The organism is Mycobacterium sp. E3251 (assembly GCF_001666835.1).
Taxonomy (GTDB): domain Bacteria; phylum Actinomycetota; class Actinomycetes; order Mycobacteriales; family Mycobacteriaceae; genus Mycobacterium.
Map to the genome: position 1 here is coordinate 14351 of NZ_LZJF01000200.1, position 19291 is coordinate 33641.

Here is a 19291-nt window from a genome sequence, read left to right on the forward strand (position 1 = left end):
GATGGTCAGACCCGAACGCCGGACCAAGGGCGACGTCTTGGCCGCCGCGGCAATAGCGGTCGCGGTTGCCGCCGTCGCCTCGCTGATCTGGTGGACCAGCGACGCCCGGGCCACCATCAGCCGGCCGGCCGCCGTCCCGGCGCCCAACCCGAGCCCGGCCCGGCAGGTCCCGGCCACGCTCAAGGAGCTGTGGACCGCGTCCAGTCCGGCCACCACTGCACCCGTGGCGGTCGGCGGCACAGTCGTCACCGGCGACGGCCGCCGGGTCGACGGGCGCGACCCCGCCTCGGGCCAGTCCCGATGGAGCTATGAGCGCGACTCCGCCCTGTGCGGGGTCTCCTGGGTGTATCACTACGCCGTCGCCGTCTACCGGGACGATCGCGGGTGCGGGCAGGCGAGCACGCTTGACGGGTCCACCGGTCGCCGCGGGCCCGCCCGCAGCGGCTATGCCGACCCTCATGTGCAGCTGTCCTCCGACGGCACGACGGTGTTGGCGGCCGGCGACACCCGGCTGGAGCTGTGGCGCTCCGACATGGTCCGGATGGTGGCGTACGGCGAGACGGACGCCCGGGTCAAGCCCTCGGCACGCGGGTTGCACTCCGGCTGCAAGCTGGTCTCGGCGGCGGCCAGCTCCTCGGCCGTGTCGGTACTGGAGAGCTGCGTCAACCAGGCCGACCTGCGGCTAGTGCTGCTGCGGCCGGGCAAGGACGACGACGAACCCCAGCAGCACATCGTGGCCGAACCCGGGATCACGGCGGATTCGGGCGCTCGGGTGCTGGCCGTCTGGGAAAGCAACACCGCGGTGTACCTGCCGTCCCCGCAGCCGCGGGTGGACGTGATCGACGAGACCGGCACCACCGTGTCGAGTGCACTGCTGCCAAAGCCGCCGACGAGCCCCGGGGCCGTAACGCACGCGGGCAGCCTGATCACTTGGTGGACCGGCGATTCCGTCATGGTCTTCCAGACGAACAACCTGTCGCTGCGCTACACGATCGCCGCCGGCTCCACGACGGCGCCGCTGGGACCGGGCGCGATGATGGCGGGCCGCCTGCTGGTGCCGGTCACCGGCGCGATCGGAGTCTACGACCCGGTCAGCGGCGCCAACGAGCGCTACATCCCGGTCAACCGGGCGCAGAGTACGCCCGGACGGGCGGTGGTCCCGACCGTCGCGGGGTCCCAGGTGTTCGAGCAGCGGGGCGACACCGTGGCGGCCCTGGGCTGACGCCGAACTACACCTCGACGGCGAACGTCGGCAGCGGCTTGCCGGTCTTCCAGTGCTTGAGCAACGCCTTCGCCAGGTCGGCATAGGCCGACGCGCCCTTGTTCTTGCGCCCCGCCATCACGGACGATCCCGACGCGCTGGCCTCGGCGAAGCGCACGGTGCGGGGTATCGGCGGGGCGAGCACCGGCATTTCGTAACGGTCGGCGACGTCGAGCAACACGTCGCGGGTGTGGGTGGTGCGGGAGTCGTACAGCGTCGGCAGCGCGCCGAGGAGCCGCAGATCCGGGTTGGTGATCTGCTGGACGTCGGCGACCGTGCGCAGGAACTGGCCGACGCCGCGATGCGCGAGCGTCTCGCACTGCAGCGGCACAATCACCTCGTCGGCGGCGGTCAGTCCGTTGAGGGTGAGCACACCGAGCGACGGTGGGCAGTCGATGATGACCACGTCGAAGTCGTCGGAGAGCTTGGCCAGCGCGCGTTTGAGCGCGTACTCGCGACCCGCGCGCATCAGCAGCATCGCCTCGGCTCCCGCCAGGTCGATGTTGGCCGGCAGCAGCGTCATCCCTTCGATGGTCGTGACCAGCGCGGCGCTGGGCTCGACCTCACCGAGCAGCACCTCGTGCACCGACACCGGGAGCTTGTCAGGATCCTGGCCGAGCGAGAAGGTCAGGCAGCCCTGCGGATCCAGGTCGACCAGGAGCACGCGTTGTCCCTCGTCGGCCATCGCGGCGCCCAGCGAGGCGACCGTCGTCGTCTTGGCTACGCCGCCCTTCTGGTTGGCCACTGCCAGTACCCGGGTCTTAGCGGCCATAGGCGCGGCTCTCCCCTCTGCATTGTCGCCATGCGGTCAACAGTGCCCATCCTGGCACGTTCGCCCGCCGCGCGCTGCGGCCGACGTGCCCGGCATGTCGTCCGGCAGAATCGGTCGATATGGGCTTGCACAATCATCGACTGGTCCTCCTCCGCCACGGCGAGACCGAGTGGTCGAAGTCGGGCCAACACACGGGCCGGACCGACCTCGAGCTGACCGACACCGGCCGCGTCCAGGCCGAGCTCGCGGGCCGCGTCCTCAGAGAACTGAACCTCACCGACCCGTTGGTGATCAGCAGCCCGCGCATCCGTGCCCTGACCACAGCGAAGCTGGCCGGCCTCGCCGTCGACGAGGTCTCTCCCCTGCTCGCCGAATGGGATTACGGCTCCTACGAGGGGCTGACGACCCCGCAGATCCACGAAAAGGTGCCCGATTGGCTGGTCTGGACGCACGGCTGTCCCGGTGGCGAGAGCGTGCAGCAGGTCAGCGACCGCGCCGACCGTGCCGTCGCGTTCGCGCTGGAGCACATGAGCGACCGCGACGTGGTGTTCGTCGGGCACAGCCACTTCTCCCGCTCGGTCATCACCCGCTGGGTGGAGCTGCCGCTCGTCGAGGGCAGCCGTTTCTGGATGCTGGCCGGCTCCATCGCGGTGTGCGGTTTCGAGCATGGCGTGCGACAGCTCGCCGCCCTGGGATTGACCGCCCAGCCGCAGGCGATCAAACCCGGGTGAGCACGCAACCGCCGTTCGCGCTGTGCGGACCGAAGCAGACCCTGGTGGCCGAGGGCGTGCGGGAGCGCTACCGCGACGTGGCGGCGGCGCAGGACGCGCTGCGTTCGGGCTCATCAGCAATCGTGTTGGGCGCGTTGCCTTTTGACGTGAACCGACCCGCAGCGCTGCTGACGCCCGACGCGGTGCGGCGCACCGCCGCGCCGCCCGACTGGCCGACCGGCCCCCTGCCGCCCGTGCGTGTCGCCGCCGCCGATCCGTCGCCGGCCGACTACCGCGGCCGCATCTGCCGGGCCCGCGACCAACTCACCGCCCCCGACAGCCTGCTGAGCAAGGTGGTGCTGTCCCGCGCGCTGCGGCTGGTCGCCGACGCCCCACTGGACGCCCGCGTCATCCTGCGCCGGCTCATCGCCGCGGACCCGGCCGCCTACGGATATCTGGTCGACCTGACCGCTGCCGGCGAGGAGTACTCCGGTGTGGCGCTGGTGGGCGCCAGCCCGGAGCTTCTGGTGGCGCGCAACGGAGATCGAGTCACGTGCCGGCCGTTCGCTGGTTCGGCGCCCCGCGCCGCCGACCCGGACGTCGACGCCGCCAACGGCGCCGCGCTGGCGGGTTCGGCCAAGGACCGGCACGAGCACCAGCTGGTCATCGAAGCCATTCGCGCCGCCCTCGAGCCGCTGTGCGACGAATTGACGATCGCCGCCAAGCCCGAGTTGAGCCGCACCGCGGCGGTGTGGCACCTGTGCACCCCGATCAGCGCTCGGCTTCGCGATACGTCCACCACGGCAATCGATTTGGCCCTGGCGCTGCATCCCACCCCGGCGGTCGGCGGGGTGCCGACCAAGGCCGCGGTGGAGCTCATCGCCGAGTTGGAAGGCGACCGCGGGTTCTATGCGGGGGCGGTCGGTTGGTGCGACGCCCGGGGCGATGGCCGCTGGGTGGTCTCCATCCGCTGCGCGCAGCTGTCGGCGGACCGCCGCACCGCGCTCGCCCGCTCCGGCGGCGGCATCGTCGCCGAATCCGACCCCGACGAAGAAGTCGCGGAAACCACAACGAAATTCGCGACGATCCTGCGCGCATTGGACGTCGAGCAATGACCATTCGCCGCGCCACGCCGGAAGACGCCGCCGCAATCACCGCAATGATCCACGAATTGGCGGAATTCGAACACGCCGCCGAGCACTGCACGGTCACCGAAAAGCAAATTGCGGCAGCGCTTTTCGGAGCCGCCCCGACGGTGTATGGGCACGTCGCGGAAGTCGAGGGCGAGATCGCCGCGATGGCGCTGTGGTTCCTCAACTTCTCCACCTGGGACGGCGTTGCGGGCATCTACCTCGAAGACCTGTTCGTGCGGCCGGGATTTCGCCGCCGCGGCCTGGCCCGCGCGCTGCTGGCGACGCTGGCGGCCGAATGCGTCGACAACGGCTACACGCGGTTGTCCTGGGCCGTGCTGAACTGGAACGCCGACGCCCTCACGCTGTACGACGGTGTCGGGGGCGAGCCCCAGCGCGAGTGGACCACCTATCGGCTGTCCGGCTCCCGGTTGGCCGAGCTGGCGGAATCGCGCTGATCGCCGGCGGCCCACCGGACTCCTGGGGGGCTGAAGAGCAGGCCCAACACGGTCAGCGCCGCGATGCCCGCGGGAATCCCGAAGCCGGGCCGGTGCGAGTCCACCGTTAGGTACCAGGCCACCGGCAGCAGCAGCAGCTGGGTGATCACGGCCAGCCCGCGGCCCCAGCGCTTGCCGGCCGTCAGCGCCCGTCCGGCGGCCAGCACCACCGCGCCGACCAGCACGAAGAACGCCGCCGTGCCCAACCCGTTGACCACGCGCTGGTCCGCGCCCGCGACGCCCCGCACCACCAGCACAGCCGCCACCACCAGCGCGGCCAGCCCCTGCACCACCACGAGGAGGCCAGCGCCGCGCACGGCGGCCGGCGCGGCCCCCGGGTCGCGGCGGAAAGCTGTCACCCGCGTCAGCGTAGTCACCCGGCTGCCGGGGAGTTCCCCACAGCGTGGCCTTAACCGGCCCGCATAAGCTCGTGCTCCATGCGCGCCGTGCTGATCGTGAACCCCACCGCCACCACTACCACCCCGGCCGGTCGCGACCTGCTGGCGAACGCGCTCAAGAGCCGGCTGCAGCTCACCGTCGAACACACCAGCCACCGCGGACACGGCGCCGAACTCGCGGAGAAGGCGGTCGCGGACGGCGTCGACCTGGTGGTGGTGCACGGCGGCGACGGCACGGTGAGCGGGGTGGTCAACGGCCTGCTCGGCCGTCCCGGTGCGGTTTCCGGGCACACCGGCCCGGTGCCCGCGGTCGCGGTCGTCCCGGGCGGTTCGGCGAATGTGCTGGCACGGTCGCTGGGCATCTCGCGGGACCCGGTGGCCGCCACCAACCAGCTCATCCAGCTCCTCGACGACTATCGCCACCACCACACCTGGCGCCGCATCGGCCTGATCGACTGCGGCGAGCGCTGGGCGGTGTTCAACACCGGCATGGGGGTCGACGCCGAGGTGGTGGCCGCGGTCGAGGCCGAACGCGACAAGGGCGGCAAGGTCACGGCGTGGCGCTACATTCGCGCGGCGGTGCCCGCCGTGTGGGGCTACACGCGCCGCGAACCGATGCTCACGCTCGAACTGCCCGGCCGCGAACCTATCGCCGGGGTGAGTTTCGCGTTCGTGTCCAACTCCAGCCCTTGGACGTTCGCCAACGAGCGGCCGGTGTGGACCAATCCCGGCTGCACCTTCGAGTCGGGCCTGGGCGTGTTCGCGCCCAAGAGCATGAAGACAATCCCCACCCTTCGCATCGTGCGGCAGATGTTCGCCAAGCGGCCCAAGTTCGACTTCGACCACCTCATCACCGAGGACGACGTGCCCTGCTTGCGGGTCACCTCGACCGGCGGCCCGGTCGCCTGCCAGTTCGACGGGGATTACCTCGGCGTGCGCGAAAGTATGACGTTCAAAGCGGTGCCCGACGCGCTGGCGGTCGTAGCGCCTCCCCAGAAAAACACCCTCTGAGCTGCGCATACGAAGCGGCCGCGGGTCAGACGGGGAAGATTTTCCCGGAGAGTGGCCAGTCAGTGTAGTACAACGGAGTAATGGCCCGACTACGGAACGATCAAAGTGAGATAGCCCACGAGCGAACTCGGGGCTATTGACATCTGTTGGGCCTGTGAAACGATCAAAAGGTTGCATGCAGAAATTTAGATAGGGGTACGGACCCTTTTCTTGTGCACGCGTTAACAGCCGAAGAAAATTGGCCGTGCGCCTTGCTGCGCACTCAGTGAGGAGTAACAACGTATGGATTGGCGCCACAAGGCGGTCTGTCGCGACGAAGACCCGGAGCTGTTCTTCCCGGTAGGGAACAGCGGCCCGGCGCTCGCGCAGATCGCTGACGCGAAACTGGTCTGCAATCGGTGCCCGGTGACCACGGATTGCCTGTCCTGGGCCCTGAACACCGGCCAGGACTCGGGCGTCTGGGGCGGCATGAGCGAAGACGAGCGGCGCGCACTCAAGCGTCGCAATGCCCGGACGAAGGCCCGTAGCGGAGTCTGACTCAGTTAGAGCAAACAGTGCGGCCTCGACGAAAGTCGGGGCCGCACTGTTGTGTGCCTAGATGACCAGTCGGGCCCGCCGGCCGATCGGCACCCGCAACACCACGTCGGTGCCGCGGGCCGGGGCCTGGCGCATGCCCAACGTGCCGTCGAGCTCCGCCGACACCAGCGTCCGCACGATCTGCAGACCCAGGCTGTCGGACGTCTCCAGGCTGAAGCCTTCCGGCAGCCCGCGCCCGTCGTCGTGGACAACGACGTCAAGCCAGCGCGCCGAACGCTCGGCGCGGATGGTCACCGATCCCTCTTCGACCGCCGGGTCGAATGCGTGCTCGATCGCGTTCTGAACCAGTTCGGTGATCACCATGATCAGGGCTGTCGCCCGGTCGGAGTCCAGCACGCCGAGGTCGCCGACCCGGTTGATCCGGATGGGCCGGTCGACCGACGCCACGTCGTTCATGATCGGCAGGATCCGGTCGATGACCTCGTCGAGGTTGACCTGTTCGTCGACGGACATCGACAGCGCGTCGTGCACCAGCGCGATGGACGAGACCCGGCGCACCGACTCGATCAGGGCTTCGCGCCCTTCGGCGTTGACCGTCCGGCGGGCCTGCAGGCGCAGCAGCGCCGCCACGGTCTGCAGGTTGTTCTTCACCCGGTGGTGGATCTCCCGGATCGTGGCGTCCTTGGAGATCAGGGCCCGGTCGCGCCGCTTCACCTCGGTGACGTCGCGGATCAGCACGGCGGCACCGGCGCTAGCACCGTCGACCACCAACGGGAGCGTCCGCAGCAGCACCGTGGCACCGCCCGCGTCGACCTCCATGCGCATGCTCTTGCCGCCGGCCAGCAGGTCGAGCACGTGCTCGGCCAGCTCCTGCGCCTCGAAGGGGTCCGAGACCAGCGGCCGGGTCACCTTGACCAGGTTGCGGCCCTCCAGCTCGGAGGTCAGACCCATCCGGTGGTAGGCCGACACCGCGTTGGGGCTGGCGTAGGCCACGACGCCGTTGACGTCCAATCGGATGAAGCCATCGCCCGCCCGCGGGGTGGAGCGGGACATGACCACGTCGCCCACATCGGGGAAGGTGCCGTCGGCGAGCATGTGAACCAGATCGCCGGCGCATTCCCGGTATGCCGTCTCCAGCTGGCCGGACGTGCGGTCGGCCGCGACGGCCGTCTGATGCCGGGTGAGAACGGCCACCACCTGGCCGCCGTACCGCACCGGTGACGCCTCGACGTGCGGGCCGGGCAGCCACGAATCCTGTTGGCCCGCATCGCCATCCCGCTGCGCGGTGCCGGAGTCGAAGGTCTCGGCGACGAGCGCCAGCTGGTCGGCGGCGACGACACTGCCCACCGAGTCGGTGACGAGCACCGTGGGGGCGGTGTTCGGCCGGCACTGCGCCACACACACCAACATGCCGTCGTCGCGACGAACCCACATCAGGTAGTCGGCGAACGACAGGTCCGCCAGCAGCTGCCACTCCCCCACGACCGCGTGCAGGTGGTCCACCGCATTGCCCGGCAGCACGGTGTGTTCGGCAAGCAGATCACCGAGAGTCGACATCACTCACTCCCCGGGCCATTCCCCGGCAGCAGACAGAACGGTCCAACTTTTCCCGGGCTAGCTGATCACAGCAATGAGGTCGCCCGCCTGGATGACATCGCCCACCGCGACGCTCACCTTGCTGATGGTGCCGTCGACCTCAGCCAAGACGGGAATCTCCATCTTCATCGACTCCAGCAGCACCACGATGTCGCCTTTGCCGATCTGGTCACCCTCGTTCACTACGACTTCGAGCACGCTGGCCACGATCTCGGCGCGCACATCCTCGGCCATCTTCACCCCACTCGTTTCGGCCATTGCGCAGGCTGGCTGCTGGTCCATCCGTCAGGCTCACGTACATCGAACCATAGGAGGGGTCGGGACCGCGGCGCACGGGGCGTTGTGGCCGCGCGGGTCTTTCATGAGAGACTGTGGGCTGACGGGCGCCGGGCGCCCGGATCAATGACCACATCAATGGAGGTTCGACCCATGGCCAAGCGTGGCCGTAAGAAGCGCGACCGCAAGCACAGCAAAGCCAACCACGGCAAGCGGCCCAACGCCTGAGGACCGCTACTGCGTCTCGCGGATGATGGTGGTCCGGCGGATCTCCAGCCGTAGCCGCTCGCGCAGGCCCTCGGGGGCCTTCTCGCCTTTGCACTTGGTGGCGATCAGCGCCTTGATCCGCTCCTCGAGGCCGTAGTGCTTGAAGCAACCGGGGCACGCCTCGAGGTGGCGGCGCAGCTGGTCCCGGGACTCCGGGGTGCATTCGCCGTCGAGCAGGAGCCAAACCTGGCGGATGACCTCGGCACAGCCGACCGCGCCGTGGTCGTCGTCGTTCGGGCAGGTGTCGCTGGGGCCGGAAAGCTCGCTCATGACGACACCTCCTCGTGCGCCTGGTGGCCGCGGTTGAAGCCCCGCTCCTTGGCCACGTCAGCCAGCAGCCCACGCAGTTGACGCCGGCCGCGGTGCAGCCGTGACATTACCGTCCCGATGGGCGTGTCCATGATCTCTGCGATTTCCTTGTACGGAAATCCCTCGACGTCGGCGTAGTAGACGGCCATCCGGAACTCTTCCGGCAACGCCTGCAGCGCTTCCTTGATCTCGTTGTCGGGCAGCGCCTCGAGCGCCTCGACCTCGGCCGAGCGCAGCCCGGTGGACGAGTGCTCGGCGTTGGAAGCCAGCTGCCAATCGGTGATCTCTTCGGTCGGGTATTCGGCCGGTTGGCGCTGCCTCTTGCGGTAGCTGTTGATGTAGGTGTTGGTCAGAATGCGGTACAGCCAGGCCTTGAGGTTGGTGCCGGCCCGAAACGAGCGAAACCCCGCGTAGGCCTTCACCACCGTCTCTTGCAGCAGGTCCTCGGCGTCGGCGGGATTGCGCGTCATGCGCAGCGCACCGCCGTAGAGCTGGTCGAGCAGCGGAATCGCGTCGCGCTCGAAGCGCGCCATCAGTTCGGCGTCCGTCTCCGGCGGGGCAGGATCGGGAATCTCCTGTGCTGTTGCGCCGTCCGTGTCGGCCATGTCGAGTACCCCGGTCCCTTCTGCTGCGGTGTCGCCGGGCAGCACTGAAAGCGCCGCCGAGCTTGCCAGAAAGCAAGCCAACTGCTCGGCACCCGTTGGACTGTCCAACAGGCTCGTCGCCGCTGACACCAAACCGCTCCTCCCAATCTAGAGGCTGCCACCGACAGTGTCTGCCCGGGTGCGCCCACATAACATCAGAGACCGCCTCGTTTAACAGCGTTAACCGACGCGCTATTTCCGGGCCCCAGCCGGCCCGTGCCGGCAGGACGTTAATGTGACGCCATGTCCCTCAACGGCAAGACCATGTTCATCTCCGGCGCCAGCCGCGGAATCGGCCTGGCGATCGCCAAACGCGCCGCACAAGACGGCGCCAACATCGCCCTGATCGCCAAGACCGCCGAGCCGCACCCGAAGCTGCCGGGCACGGTGTACACCGCCGCCAAAGAGCTCGAGGAGGCCGGCGGTGCGGCCCTGCCGATCGTCGGGGACGTCCGCGACCCGGAGTCGGTCGAGTCGGCGGTGGCCAAGACCGTCGAGCAGTTCGGCGGCATCGACATCTGCGTCAACAACGCGTCCGCCATCAATTTGGGGTCCATCACCGAGGTGCCGATGAAGCGGTTCGACCTGATGAACGGCATCCAGGTGCGGGGCACCTATGCCGTCTCGCAGGCCTGCATCCCGCACCTGAAGGCCGCCCAGAACCCGCACATCTTGACGCTGTCGCCGCCCGTGCTGCTCGGCAAGGAGTGGCTGAAGCCGACCGCGTACATGATGGCCAAGTTCGGCATGACGCTGTGCGCGCTGGGAATCGCCGAGGAGATGCGCGAGGCGGGCATCGCGTCCAACACGTTGTGGCCGCGCACGCTGGTGGCCACCGCCGCGGTGCAGAACCTGCTCGGCGGCGACGAGGCGATGGGACGCGCCCGCAAGCCCGAGGTGTACTCCGACGCGGCGTACGTCATCCTCAACAAGCCCGCCCGCGAATACACCGGGAACACCCTGCTGTGCGAGGACGTGCTGGTGGAGTCCGGCGTCACCGACCTGTCGGTCTACAACTGCGTGCCGGGCGGGCAGCTCGGCGTCGACTTCTGGGTGGACGGCGTCAACCCGCCGGGATACTCCGGGCCCTAGTCGGGCCCTTGTCGTGGCTCGCGCCGCCACGCCCGCGCTGACCGCGTTGACGAAAGCCGGTGTGCCGCATGAGGTTGTCACCTTCGACCACGATCGGCGGGAACGTTCGTTCGGTGACGAAGCGGTGCACGCGCTGACCGAGCGCGGCATCGCGCCCGGGCAGATCTACAAGACCCTTGTCGTCGCGGTGCCGGGCGGGCTCGCGGTCGCGATACTGCCGGTGCCGGACCGGCTCTCGCTCAAAGCGTCCGCCGCGGCGCTGGGGGTGGTCAAGGCCGGCATGGCCGAGGCCGCCGCCGCCGAGCGCGCCACCGGTTACGTCGTCGGCGCCGTGTCGCCGTTCGGGCAGCGCAGGTCCCTGCCGACCGTCGTGGATGCGGGCGCCCTGGCCTGGGATCGGGTGTACTGCAGCGCCGGCCGGCGCGGCTGGGACGTCGGGGTTTCACCGCGGGACCTGATCCGGTTGACCGGCGCGATCACCGCCCACATCCGGGCGTAGCGGCATGGCGAAAACCGGGACCGATTCCTGGTCGTGGCATTACGCTCGCGCCATGACGACGAAGCGATCCCGCGGCGCGACGATGGTCGCCGCCGGTGTGCTGGCTTTCTCCGGACTGATGACGATCGGCGTGGGCACCGGCAACGCCGACACGATCCAAACCGAGGGCAACTACCCGACCCGGGCCGCTTGCCAGGACGCGGGGCCGGGCGTGAAGGCGTCAACCCCGGGAAACTGGAACAACTTCTGGTGCGTGCCGGATCGCAACGTCAACGGCAACTGGAAGCTGGTTCTCAGCAACTAAAGCAAGGTCGCCTGCTCGGGCTCCGGTCCGGCCGGCTCTAGTAGCTGGGGCCCGTTGTTGCGGACGTTGTTGACCAGCGTCGACACCTCGCGCATCCGGATGCCGCGCACGTCGGGCGCGTGAGCCAGCAGCTTCTCGTCGACCGGGGCGTCCGGGTCCAGCCAGCGGTCCCACTCCCGCTCCGGGACCACCAACGGCATCCGGTCGTGGATCTCCGCCAGCTCGCCGGGCGCGTCGGTGGTGATGATCGTGCAACTCAGCAGTGGCTGAGCGTCTTTGGCCGGTTTCCAGACCGACCACAGCCCGGCCATGAACAGCGGTTCGCCATCCTCGCGGTACATGAAGAACGGCGTCTTGCGGGACTTCTTGCCCGCGACGGCGTCGTTGACCCGCCATTCGTAGTAGCCGTCCATCGGGATCAGGCACCGCTTCGACTTGGCGCTCGACCGGAAGGCGGGCGAGGTGGTGACCTTGTCCGCGCGGGCGTTGATCAGCATCGGGCCCTTGGTTTCCGGCGCCCCGTCGGAACCGGCCTTGGCCCAGGGGGGCACCAGGCCCCAGCGCATGAGCCGCACCCGACGGGTGGGCTGGTCGTCGGGGTCGGTGTGCCGGCTCACGACGGTCGCGATGGTCGAGGTGGGGGCCACGTTGTAGTTGGGCGCCCCGGCACTCTCGGACGCGCCGGTGGCCTCGTCGATCGCCTTGATCTTCTGGGCCAGCAGCGCCGGATCGGTGGTGACCGCGAACCGTCCACACATAACTCCCATGGTGGCAGAACGCGGTGACACGCAATGATGGACCGGTGAGTATGTGGACGGCCCCCAGCGCGCCGAATCCGGTGCACGCGACCGTGACCGTTCCGGGCTCGAAGTCGCAGACCAATCGGGCGCTGGTGCTGGCGGCGCTGGCGGCCGCGCAGGGTAATGGCACCCCGACAATCAGCGGGGCGCTGCGCAGCCGGGACACCGACCTGATGATCGGCGCGCTGCGCACCCTGGGCCTGCGCGTCGAGGGCACCGGCTCCGAGCTGACGGTGAGCGGACGGATCGCTCCCGGGCCCGACGCGCGCGTGGATTGCGGGCTGGCCGGCACGGTCCTGCGGTTCGTCCCGCCGCTGGCGGCGCTGGCCGAAGCGGTGGTCGAGTTCGACGGGGACGAGCAGGCCCGGGTGCGGCCGATCGCGCCGCTGCTCGACGCGCTGCGCGGCCTGGGCGTGCCGATCGAGGGCGCGGGTCTGCCCTTCCGGGTGCACGGCGGCGGCTCGGTCGCCGGGGGCACCGTGGCCATCGACGCCTCGGCGTCGTCGCAGTTCGTGTCGGGGCTGCTGCTGTGCGCGGCGTCGTTCACCGACGGCCTGACCGTGCAGCACACCGGCGCGACGCTGCCGTCGGCGCCGCACATCGCGATGACCGTGGTGATGCTGCGGCAGGCCGGGGTCGACGTCGACGACTCGGAGCCCAACCGCTGGCGGGTGCGCCCCGGCCCGGTCGCGGCGCGGCACTGGGAGGTGGAACCCGATCTGACGAACGCCGTTCCGTTCCTGGCGGCGGCCGTGGTCAGCGGCGGAACGGTGCGCATCACCGGCTGGCCGGCGGCCAGCGTGCAACCCGCCGACAACATCCTGACCGTGTTGGGCAAGCTGAACGCCGTTGTCACCCAAGGCGATTCGTTCCTCGAAGTGCAGGGGTCCGCCGACTACGACGGCTTTGACGTCGACCTGCGCGCCGTCGGCGAGCTGACCCCGGCGGTGGCGGCGCTGGCCGCGCTGGCCAAGCCGGGGTCCGTGTCCCGCCTCTCCGGCATCGGCCACCTGCGCGGCCACGAGACCGACCGGCTCGCCGCGCTGAGCGCCGAGATCAATCGCCTGGGCGGCGACTGCACCGAAACCGCCGACGGCCTGGTGATCACCGCGACACCGCTGCGCGCCGGCGTCTGGCGCGCCTACGCCGACCACCGGATGGCGATGGCGGGCGCGATCGTCGGGCTGCGGGTGCCCGGCGTTCAGGTGGACGACATCGGGTCCACTTCCAAGACGCTGCCGGAGTTTCCGCGGCTGTGGGCGCAGATGCTGGGGTCCGATATTTGAGGCCCGGCGATTACGACGAGTCCGACGTCAAGGTCCGCTCCGGAAGGGGCTCGCGACCGCGCACCAAGACTCGTCCCGAGCACGCCGACGCCGAGGCCGCGATGGTGGTCAGCGTCGATCGCGGCCGTTGGGGATGCGTGCTGGGCGGGGACCCCGATCGCCGGGTCACGGCGATGCGGGCCCGGGAACTGGGCCGCACCCCGATCGTGGTCGGTGACGACGTCGATGTGGTCGGCGATCTGTCCGGGCGGCTGGACACCCTGGCGCGCATCGTGCGGCGCGGGGAACGGCGAACGGTGTTGCGGCGCACGGCCGATGACACCGATCCGACCGAACGCGTGGTGGTCGCCAACGCCAACCAGCTGTTGATCGTGGTGGCGCTGGCCGACCCGCCGCCGCGCACCGGCCTGGTCGACCGGGCGCTCATCGCGGCCTTCGCCGGCGGGTTGAAGCCGATTCTGTGCCTGACCAAGACCGACCTCGCCCCGCCGGAGCCGTTCGCGTCGCATTTCGTGGACCTGGACTTGACGGTGGTGGTCGCGGGCCGCGACGATCCGCTGCTCGCGGTCGCCGACCTGCTGGCCGGCAAGATCACCGTGCTGCTGGGGCATTCCGGGGTCGGCAAATCCACGTTGGTGAATCGCCTTGTCCCCGAGGCGGAACGGGCCGTCGGCGAGGTCACCGACATCGGCCGCGGACGGCACACCTCCACACAATCGGTCGCGCTGCCCCTGGCGACCTCCGGCTGGGTGATCGACACCCCGGGCATCCGCTCTTTCGGGCTGGCGCACATCGAGCCCGACGACGTGCTGATGGCCTTCTCGGATCTGGCCGGTGCGATCGAGGACTGCCCCCGCGGCTGCGGACACATGGGGCCGCCGGCCGACCCCGAATGCGCGCTCGACACCCTGTCCGGCCCCGCCGCCCGCCGCGTGGCCGCGGCCCGGCGGCTGCTGAAGGCGCTCAACCAGACTTAGCCAGCCGCATGCCGAGTTCGTCGGGCGGCACCTTATGGCCTTGGGCGCAACGGATTTCGACGCTCGCCTCGGCGCCACAGCCGAGATGGGTGAGCCGGAGGCGATTGTGCCCCGGCAAATGGCGCCGGCCCCACTCGAACATCGACCACACCACCGGCATGAAGTCGATGCCGGCCTCGGTGAGCACATACTCTTCCCGACGCCGCTGCCCGGGCTCGTGGTACGGCTGCCGCTTCAGCAGCCCGAGCTCGACCAGTTCGGACAGCCGCGCCGAGGTGGCGGCCTTGGTGATGCCCACCCGGCGGGCGAAGTCATCGAAGCGCGTTGTGCCGTAGTACGCCTCGCGCATGATGAGCATCGCGGACTTCGTGCCCACCACCCCCATCGTCTTCTCGATCGCGCACTGGCCCACGGCCGACCAGGCGTCGCGGTCGGCCAGCGGTCCTTGCAGCAGTGTCATAGATCACCTCCCGGGCTGGGTTGCTTTTAGTGTACCTAGATGTTTATCTGAGTACAGCGATCTATACCTAGATGGTGGGACTCACGGAGGAGCCATGAACCGCGACGCCGTCATCGTCGGAGCCGTCCGCACCCCGATCGGCAAGGGCAAGCCCACCGGCGCGCTGCACGATGTGCTGCCCGCCGACCTGCTCGCGCACAGCCTGCGCGAAGTAGTGGCACGCACCGGGGTGGACCCCGCGCAGATCGACGACGTCATCGCCGGTGCCGTCGCCCAGGTCGGCGACCAGGCGGTCAACATCGCCCGCAACGCGTTGCTGGGCGCCGGCTTCCCCGAGTCGGTTCCCGGCGTCACGATCGACCGGCAGTGCGGCAGCAGCCAGCAGGCCATCAGCTTCGCCGCCCAGGGCGTGCTTTCCGGCGCCTACGACGTCGTCGTCGCCGCCGGCGTGGAATCCATGGGCCGCGTCCCAATGGGCACCTCGGTGCTGCCGGGCAGCAATCCCTTCGGCAACGACATGACCCGGCGCTATCCCGATGGCCTGGTGCCGCAGGGCATCAGCGCCGAACTGATCGCCGCGCGGTGGGACTTCTCGCGCACCCAGCTCGACGAGTTCTCCGCCGGCAGCCACGACAAGGCCGCCCGCGCCACCAAGGACGGGCTGTTCGACAATGAGCTGATCCCGATCGCCGGCCTGTCCACCGACGAATTCATCCGGCCGGGCACGACGGTCGAGACGCTGGCCGGCTTGCCGCCGGCGTTCTACAGCGAAGCGATGAAAGACCGCTTCCCGCAGATCAATTGGTCGATCACGGCGGGCAACTCCTCGCCGCTCTCCGACGGCAGCGCCGCGGTCATGATCACCACCAGCGAAACCGCCAAGAAACTCGGCCTGCGTCCGCTGGCCCGCATCCACACCACCACCGTGGTGGGCTCCGACCCGCTCTACATGCTGACCGGGGTCATCCCCGCCACCGAGAAGGTGCTGCACCGCGCCGGGCTGACGCTGGCCGACATCGACCTGTTCGAGGTCAACGAGGCGTTCGCACCCGTGGTGCTGGCCTGGGCGCAGGACACCGGCGCCGACCTGGCGAAGACCAACGTCAACGGCGGCGCCATCGCGATCGGTCATCCGCTGGGCGCCAGCGGCGCCCGCATCATGACGACCCTGGTCAACGCTTTGGAACAGCGCGGCGGGCGGTATGGGCTGCAGACGATGTGCGAGGGCGGCGGCATGGCAAACGCGACCATCATCGAGCGGTTGTGATGTCCCCCGTCTCGGGAATCTTCGTCATCGGCGGCACCGGAGCCCAGGGCATTCCTGTCATTCGTGCCCTGGTCTCCGACCAGAAGTACTCGGTGCGATTCCTAAGCCGCGACCCCGCCTCGCGAAGAGCGGAGGACCTCCTCGCCCTCGACAACGTGTCCGTCCTGGAAGGCTCGTTCGCCGACGAGGCGGTCCTGCGGGTGGGATTTCGCGGTTGCGACGGAGCATTCGTCAACATCGACGGGTTCAACACGGGCGAGAAAACCGAGATGTATTGGGCTATCCGCAGTTACGAGATAGCCATCGAAGAAGGAGTCAAATTCTTCGTCTACGGGAACCTCGACTATGGGCTCAAGAAGTCGGGATTCGACTCCCGCTTCCGCACCGGCCACTACGACGGCAAGGGCCGGGTGGGTGAGTGGATCCTGTTCCAGAATCGGGTGAACGGTGATCGGATGGGCGCGGCGGTCTTCACGTCGGGTCCGTACATCGAGATGGTGATATCACCCGGGACACCCATGACGCCTGCCGTCGAGGACGGTGTCGTGACGTGGCGGGTTCCGCTCGGCGCGGGTGCCGTTCCCCATGTAGCTCTTGACGATTGCGGATATTTCGTCCGCTGGCTCTTCGACCATCCCGAGCGCGCGAACGGCATGGATCTCGAAGCCGCGATCGACCACATCGCCTATGCGGATCTCGCCGCGGCGTTCGAGAAGGTCACCGGGCATCCGGCGCGGTACATCGATACCGATTTAGACGCATACTGGAGCAAAGGCCCTCTCAGTAGGGCCGCGGATGCGCCAGCCGGGTACAACGCCGACCCAAATGACAAGAGCACCATGAACATCCGCGACAACTTCACGGGATTCTGGAACCTGTGGAAATACGGGGTCATCGACCGCGATTACGATCTGCTCGACGAGATTCACCCGAATCGGATCAGGAGCGCCGAGGAGTGGTTGCGCAGAGAAGACCAGTTGGGACGGGCGTTGGGCAAGGGCGGCCTGTGGGAGCGGGTTCAACCGGAGAACCGGACTCCAATCCTCAAGATCGGCGAGGATCAAAGAACAGGGAAGCTGTGAGTGCGATGACCGAGATTCGATTCGACGGCGTGCGGGTGCGCTACGAGAGCGCCAAGAGCTTCGACGAGCTGCTAGCCGCGTTGCTCGACGATATCGGCGAGCGCCCCGTCCCGATCAACGACATCGCGACGACCAGCGAGAGCTGGGAGTCCTACCGGGAGCGCGTCGAACCCCAGGTCGGGCCAAGCGGATTCATGCTGTTCGGTGTCGTCGACCACGGCGCGTGGATCCCGAAGGCCGGCATCGACCGCAAGGCGATCCGCGTCATCCTCGGCAACCCGCTGATCGCGATCACGATGCTGCGCCACGACGTGACGGCGGGCCTATTCGCCCCCGTCGAGGTGCTGATCACCGACGAGCCGGCCGGAAGCAGCCTGACCTACGTCAAACCGTCATCGCTGATGGTCGTCGAACCCAATCCCGAATTGCTCAGCGCCGCGGAACAACTCGACGCCAAGCTGGCTGCGCTCGCCGAAAAGGTGACCAGCGGCTCCTAAGAGCGCGGTCTAATAACAGTAAGGATTGCGCCCCTACCCCGGTCACGCGCGCGTTGCCTTGAGTCGGTTGCCGGCGATCACCCTGCGCAACAGGGATGGCCGGAGAAGATCCGTGGGCTGCCCGAGGAGTTGCATTTGTCTGAATAGCGTCTCGGTGACTACTACGTCGGTGGCCGCCGCCAGGTAAAGCTTGCGCATGCCGAGACTGATGAATCTCTTTGGCGTCGACTGCCAATCATTTGACGGGATGATGGCGAAATCGAAGAACCGATTCGCCCACCACATCGGTGACAGCTTCCTGGCGGAGGCGCGAAAGAAGCGGAAGCCTAACTCCTCATTACCATCGGTCAAGCATGTTCGGAGCACCGCTGCCTGCAACGCCGACGAGGTCATACCTTGGCCATACACGGGATTGAGGCTGCATAAGGCATCGCCCATGACCACCAAGCCCTTTGGAAACCGGGGGAGCTTGTGATAACAACGCCAAACGCTGGTGGGATACCGCTGAGTGGAGACCTCGCCAATGGGTTCCGCAGCGCGCAGGACCGCAGAGACATGGTTCGGCATGGAGGAGGAAACTGAATCAAGCAACCCGGGCAGGTCGGTTGGTGTCTTCCTGCCAGCGAAACCGATCACCGTGGCGATGGCGGTTCCGTCTTCGTAAGGCAACAACCCGAAACCCTCCGGACTGTCGAGTGTGGGAATTCCCAACACGGCTCGCTCGGCAAGCGCCCCAGGTGCCAAGCGGAAGAATTGGCTTGAGTAGCTCAGGTCAATCGTGTAGCGGCGTTCAGGGGGCCTTCGATAACCATTGGCCTCCAAGAACGCCGGGGTGCGGGCGGAGCGACCAGTCGCGTCGATGACGAGGTCGGTCGTCAGCACACGTTCCTGGCCGGTTTCACGTTCGACCACCCTTGCACCCGTGACCTGGCCAGTAGGGTCGATCATCGTCTCCGCCACTTCATGCCCGTCCATCAATGTGACATTTGCGATCGAGCGCACCCGCCGTCGAATAAGTCCTTCCAGCAGCGGCCGGCTGGCCAAGAACACGACCATGCCCTCGGACCGTGTGAACCTCCCCGACCGGCAAAACACGATGTCACCGACGCCCAGATGGAACAGGCCAGGGTCATCGGGACTGTCAAGGACTATGGCACCCGCCGCTTCGAGTTCCTCTACCAGGCCTGGAAACAAGTCAACGAGGTACGGCACACCCCGGCTGAGCATCTGATGCAGATGGCGGCCTTGTGAAACCCCTCGCCGCTGAAATGTGCCATCGGGCAACTTGTCACGCTCGACCACGGTGACTGTGCCATAGAAATCCGACAACACCCTGGCAGCGAACAGGCCAGCGATGCTCGCGCCGCAGACCAATGCATGCTCACTGCCCATGTCGCTGGCCCCTCCCCCACGACTGCCCGCCAACACCACACTGGCAGCGCGCTCCACCACTGTCTACCGATGAGGCGGTCACATCTTCATGAGAAGACCTGGGGCGGAGACGCAATCGGCGCAGGGCTCCGATGCTCGTTGTCGCTGTGGCCGGTCCAGTCAGGCTGGGACGGGTAAGGACCGGAAAGGGTGTTCGGGTCGGCGCATGGTCGGCGGGTCGGCCTGGC

24 protein-coding genes are annotated in these 19291 nt (G+C 68.3%); 15 read left to right on the forward strand and 9 right to left on the reverse strand.

Features of this window, described 5'->3' with window-relative positions:
• The first annotated feature begins 1 nt into the window (after nucleotide 1).
• Nucleotides 2–1222, forward strand: coding sequence for a hypothetical protein (locus A5697_RS25715; RefSeq protein ID WP_068012573.1), 1221 nt, complete (start codon nucleotides 2–4; stop codon nucleotides 1220–1222).
• A gap of 7 nt (nucleotides 1223–1229) precedes the next feature.
• On the opposite strand, the gene A5697_RS25720 is transcribed toward A5697_RS25715, so the two are convergent.
• A complete protein-coding gene (locus A5697_RS25720) occupies nucleotides 1230–2033 on the reverse strand; it encodes a ParA family protein (protein ID WP_067947703.1) in 804 nt (267 codons plus the stop codon).
• Between the two features lie 119 nt (nucleotides 2034–2152).
• On the opposite strand from A5697_RS25720, the gene A5697_RS25725 reads away from it, so the two are divergent.
• Genes A5697_RS25725 through A5697_RS25735 form a run of 3 tightly spaced genes read left to right on the forward strand, consistent with a single transcriptional unit; the run spans nucleotide 2153 to nucleotide 4331 of the window.
• Nucleotides 2153–2764: an acid phosphatase gene (locus tag A5697_RS25725; RefSeq protein WP_067947702.1), complete on the forward strand. Its 612-nt coding sequence runs from the start codon at nucleotides 2153–2155 to the stop codon at nucleotides 2762–2764.
• The gene (locus A5697_RS25730; protein WP_068012574.1) at nucleotides 2761–3858 is read left to right on the forward strand and encodes an isochorismate synthase MenF; all 1098 of its coding nucleotides are present in this window, start codon (nucleotides 2761–2763) and stop codon (nucleotides 3856–3858) included. Before A5697_RS25725 ends, A5697_RS25730 begins: the two co-directional genes overlap by 4 nt.
• Nucleotides 3855–4331 (forward strand): GNAT family N-acetyltransferase, encoded by a 477-nt coding sequence (locus A5697_RS25735; protein ID WP_068012575.1) that lies wholly within the window; start codon nucleotides 3855–3857, stop codon nucleotides 4329–4331. Before A5697_RS25730 ends, A5697_RS25735 begins: the two co-directional genes overlap by 4 nt.
• Here the strand turns inward: A5697_RS25735 and A5697_RS25740 are convergent.
• Entirely contained in the window at nucleotides 4283–4729 is a 447-nt protein-coding gene (locus A5697_RS25740; RefSeq protein ID WP_156673452.1) for a hypothetical protein, read from the reverse strand. The genes A5697_RS25735 and A5697_RS25740 overlap by 49 nt on opposite strands.
• Nucleotides 4730–4807: 78 nt before the next feature.
• Between A5697_RS25740 and A5697_RS25745 the strand changes: the two genes are divergently transcribed.
• Nucleotides 4808–5779, forward strand: a complete 972-nt coding sequence (locus tag A5697_RS25745) for a diacylglycerol kinase family protein (protein ID WP_068012577.1) — start codon at nucleotides 4808–4810, stop codon at nucleotides 5777–5779.
• Between the two features lie 282 nt (nucleotides 5780–6061).
• Complete coding sequence (whiB1, locus tag A5697_RS25750) at nucleotides 6062–6316, forward strand: transcriptional regulator WhiB1 (RefSeq protein ID WP_007168139.1); 255 nt, start codon at nucleotides 6062–6064, stop codon at nucleotides 6314–6316.
• Nucleotides 6317–6373: 57 nt separating this feature from the next.
• On the opposite strand, the gene A5697_RS25755 is transcribed toward whiB1, so the two are convergent.
• Together A5697_RS25755 and A5697_RS25760 are read right to left on the reverse strand one after the other, a co-directional pair.
• Nucleotides 6374–7873 (reverse strand): sensor histidine kinase, encoded by a 1500-nt coding sequence (locus A5697_RS25755; protein ID WP_068012612.1) that lies wholly within the window; start codon nucleotides 7871–7873, stop codon nucleotides 6374–6376.
• 57 nt (nucleotides 7874–7930) lie between these two features.
• Nucleotides 7931–8146 carry a biotin/lipoyl-binding carrier protein gene (locus tag A5697_RS25760; protein WP_066956294.1) on the reverse strand — a complete coding sequence of 72 codons (216 nt, stop codon included), beginning with the start codon at nucleotides 8144–8146 and terminating at the stop codon, nucleotides 7931–7933.
• A 195-nt stretch (nucleotides 8147–8341) separates the two neighbouring features.
• Here A5697_RS25760 and A5697_RS28835 point away from each other — a divergent pair, with 195 nt between their 5' ends.
• Entirely contained in the window at nucleotides 8342–8416 is a 75-nt protein-coding gene (locus tag A5697_RS28835) for a 50S ribosomal protein bL37 (protein ID WP_011728008.1), read from the forward strand.
• A gap of 6 nt (nucleotides 8417–8422) precedes the next feature.
• On the opposite strand, the gene rsrA is transcribed toward A5697_RS28835, so the two are convergent.
• Both rsrA and A5697_RS25770 read right to left on the reverse strand, forming a co-directional pair.
• Nucleotides 8423–8725 carry a mycothiol system anti-sigma-R factor gene (gene rsrA / locus A5697_RS25765; protein WP_067947692.1) on the reverse strand — a complete coding sequence of 101 codons (303 nt, stop codon included), beginning with the start codon at nucleotides 8723–8725 and terminating at the stop codon, nucleotides 8423–8425.
• Nucleotides 8722–9369: a sigma-70 family RNA polymerase sigma factor gene (locus A5697_RS25770; protein WP_197501120.1), complete on the reverse strand. Its 648-nt coding sequence runs from the start codon at nucleotides 9367–9369 to the stop codon at nucleotides 8722–8724. The genes rsrA and A5697_RS25770 overlap by 4 nt, the downstream gene beginning before the upstream one ends.
• 282 nt (nucleotides 9370–9651) lie before the next feature.
• Between A5697_RS25770 and A5697_RS25775 the strand changes: the two genes are divergently transcribed.
• Genes A5697_RS25775 through A5697_RS25785 form a run of 3 tightly spaced genes read left to right on the forward strand, consistent with a single transcriptional unit; the run spans nucleotide 9652 to nucleotide 11303 of the window.
• Nucleotides 9652–10500, forward strand: coding sequence for an NAD(P)-dependent oxidoreductase (locus A5697_RS25775; RefSeq protein WP_067205464.1), 849 nt, complete (start codon nucleotides 9652–9654; stop codon nucleotides 10498–10500).
• A 13-nt stretch (nucleotides 10501–10513) separates the two neighbouring features.
• Nucleotides 10514–10999 carry an aminoacyl-tRNA deacylase gene (locus A5697_RS25780; RefSeq protein ID WP_068012582.1) on the forward strand — a complete coding sequence of 162 codons (486 nt, stop codon included), beginning with the start codon at nucleotides 10514–10516 and terminating at the stop codon, nucleotides 10997–10999.
• Nucleotides 11000–11051: 52 nt separating this feature from the next.
• Nucleotides 11052–11303: a hypothetical protein gene (locus A5697_RS25785; protein ID WP_067947732.1), complete on the forward strand. Its 252-nt coding sequence runs from the start codon at nucleotides 11052–11054 to the stop codon at nucleotides 11301–11303.
• Here A5697_RS25785 and A5697_RS25790 read toward each other — a convergent pair.
• Nucleotides 11300–12061, reverse strand: a complete 762-nt coding sequence (locus A5697_RS25790) for an SOS response-associated peptidase (protein ID WP_068012584.1) — start codon at nucleotides 12059–12061, stop codon at nucleotides 11300–11302. The two genes, A5697_RS25785 and A5697_RS25790, sit on opposite strands and share 4 nt — an antisense overlap.
• A gap of 44 nt (nucleotides 12062–12105) precedes the next feature.
• Between A5697_RS25790 and aroA the strand changes: the two genes are divergently transcribed.
• Together aroA and rsgA are read left to right on the forward strand one after the other, a co-directional pair.
• The gene (gene aroA, locus A5697_RS25795; RefSeq protein ID WP_156673453.1) at nucleotides 12106–13389 is read left to right on the forward strand and encodes a 3-phosphoshikimate 1-carboxyvinyltransferase; all 1284 of its coding nucleotides are present in this window, start codon (nucleotides 12106–12108) and stop codon (nucleotides 13387–13389) included.
• Nucleotides 13386–14366, forward strand: coding sequence for a ribosome small subunit-dependent GTPase A (gene rsgA / locus A5697_RS25800; protein ID WP_068012586.1), 981 nt, complete (start codon nucleotides 13386–13388; stop codon nucleotides 14364–14366). The genes aroA and rsgA overlap by 4 nt, the downstream gene beginning before the upstream one ends.
• Here rsgA and A5697_RS25805 read toward each other — a convergent pair.
• On the reverse strand, nucleotides 14353–14826 hold the full coding sequence (locus tag A5697_RS25805) for a helix-turn-helix domain-containing protein (protein ID WP_067947685.1): 474 nt from the start codon (nucleotides 14824–14826) through the stop codon (nucleotides 14353–14355). The two genes, rsgA and A5697_RS25805, sit on opposite strands and share 14 nt — an antisense overlap.
• A gap of 94 nt (nucleotides 14827–14920) precedes the next feature.
• On the opposite strand from A5697_RS25805, the gene A5697_RS25810 reads away from it, so the two are divergent.
• Genes A5697_RS25810 through A5697_RS25820 form a run of 3 tightly spaced genes read left to right on the forward strand, consistent with a single transcriptional unit; the run spans nucleotide 14921 to nucleotide 17672 of the window.
• On the forward strand, nucleotides 14921–16093 hold the full coding sequence (locus tag A5697_RS25810; RefSeq protein WP_068012588.1) for a thiolase family protein: 1173 nt from the start codon (nucleotides 14921–14923) through the stop codon (nucleotides 16091–16093).
• The gene (locus A5697_RS25815) at nucleotides 16093–17175 is read left to right on the forward strand and encodes an NmrA family NAD(P)-binding protein (protein WP_068012590.1); all 1083 of its coding nucleotides are present in this window, start codon (nucleotides 16093–16095) and stop codon (nucleotides 17173–17175) included. Before A5697_RS25810 ends, A5697_RS25815 begins: the two co-directional genes overlap by 1 nt.
• Before the next feature lie 5 nt (nucleotides 17176–17180).
• The gene (locus tag A5697_RS25820; protein ID WP_068012592.1) at nucleotides 17181–17672 is read left to right on the forward strand and encodes a DUF302 domain-containing protein; all 492 of its coding nucleotides are present in this window, start codon (nucleotides 17181–17183) and stop codon (nucleotides 17670–17672) included.
• A gap of 42 nt (nucleotides 17673–17714) precedes the next feature.
• On the opposite strand, the gene A5697_RS25825 is transcribed toward A5697_RS25820, so the two are convergent.
• Complete coding sequence (locus A5697_RS25825; protein ID WP_068012613.1) at nucleotides 17715–19064, reverse strand: NAD(P)/FAD-dependent oxidoreductase; 1350 nt, start codon at nucleotides 19062–19064, stop codon at nucleotides 17715–17717.
• Nucleotides 19065–19291 lie beyond the last annotated feature (227 nt).

Bases quoted from the DNA above. Each gene is read 5' to 3' on its own strand.
- A5697_RS25775 (WP_067205464.1), top strand. From the start codon at position 9,652: ATGTCCCTCAACGGCAAGACCATGTTCATCTCCGGCGCCAGCCGCGGA.
- A5697_RS25815 (WP_068012590.1), top strand. From the start codon at position 16,093: ATGTCCCCCGTCTCGGGAATCTTCGTCATCGGCGGCACCGGAGCCCAG.
- A5697_RS25745 (WP_068012577.1), top strand. From the start codon at position 4,808: ATGCGCGCCGTGCTGATCGTGAACCCCACCGCCACCACTACCACCCCG.
- rsrA (WP_067947692.1), bottom strand. From the start codon at position 8,725: ATGAGCGAGCTTTCCGGCCCCAGCGACACCTGCCCGAACGACGACGAC.
- A5697_RS25770 (WP_197501120.1), bottom strand. From the start codon at position 9,369: ATGGCCGACACGGACGGCGCAACAGCACAGGAGATTCCCGATCCTGCC.
- A5697_RS25810 (WP_068012588.1), top strand. From the start codon at position 14,921: ATGAACCGCGACGCCGTCATCGTCGGAGCCGTCCGCACCCCGATCGGC.
- A5697_RS25785 (WP_067947732.1), top strand. From the start codon at position 11,052: ATGACGACGAAGCGATCCCGCGGCGCGACGATGGTCGCCGCCGGTGTG.
- A5697_RS25820 (WP_068012592.1), top strand. From the start codon at position 17,181: ATGACCGAGATTCGATTCGACGGCGTGCGGGTGCGCTACGAGAGCGCC.
- A5697_RS25715 (WP_068012573.1), top strand. From the start codon at position 2: ATGGTCAGACCCGAACGCCGGACCAAGGGCGACGTCTTGGCCGCCGCG.
- A5697_RS25755 (WP_068012612.1), bottom strand. From the start codon at position 7,873: ATGTCGACTCTCGGTGATCTGCTTGCCGAACACACCGTGCTGCCGGGC.
- A5697_RS25720 (WP_067947703.1), bottom strand. From the start codon at position 2,033: ATGGCCGCTAAGACCCGGGTACTGGCAGTGGCCAACCAGAAGGGCGGC.
- A5697_RS25725 (WP_067947702.1), top strand. From the start codon at position 2,153: ATGGGCTTGCACAATCATCGACTGGTCCTCCTCCGCCACGGCGAGACC.
- A5697_RS25790 (WP_068012584.1), bottom strand. From the start codon at position 12,061: ATGTGTGGACGGTTCGCGGTCACCACCGATCCGGCGCTGCTGGCCCAG.
- A5697_RS25805 (WP_067947685.1), bottom strand. From the start codon at position 14,826: ATGACACTGCTGCAAGGACCGCTGGCCGACCGCGACGCCTGGTCGGCC.
- whiB1 (WP_007168139.1), top strand. From the start codon at position 6,062: ATGGATTGGCGCCACAAGGCGGTCTGTCGCGACGAAGACCCGGAGCTG.
- A5697_RS25825 (WP_068012613.1), bottom strand. From the start codon at position 19,064: ATGGGCAGTGAGCATGCATTGGTCTGCGGCGCGAGCATCGCTGGCCTG.
- A5697_RS25760 (WP_066956294.1), bottom strand. From the start codon at position 8,146: ATGGCCGAGGATGTGCGCGCCGAGATCGTGGCCAGCGTGCTCGAAGTC.
- A5697_RS25735 (WP_068012575.1), top strand. From the start codon at position 3,855: ATGACCATTCGCCGCGCCACGCCGGAAGACGCCGCCGCAATCACCGCA.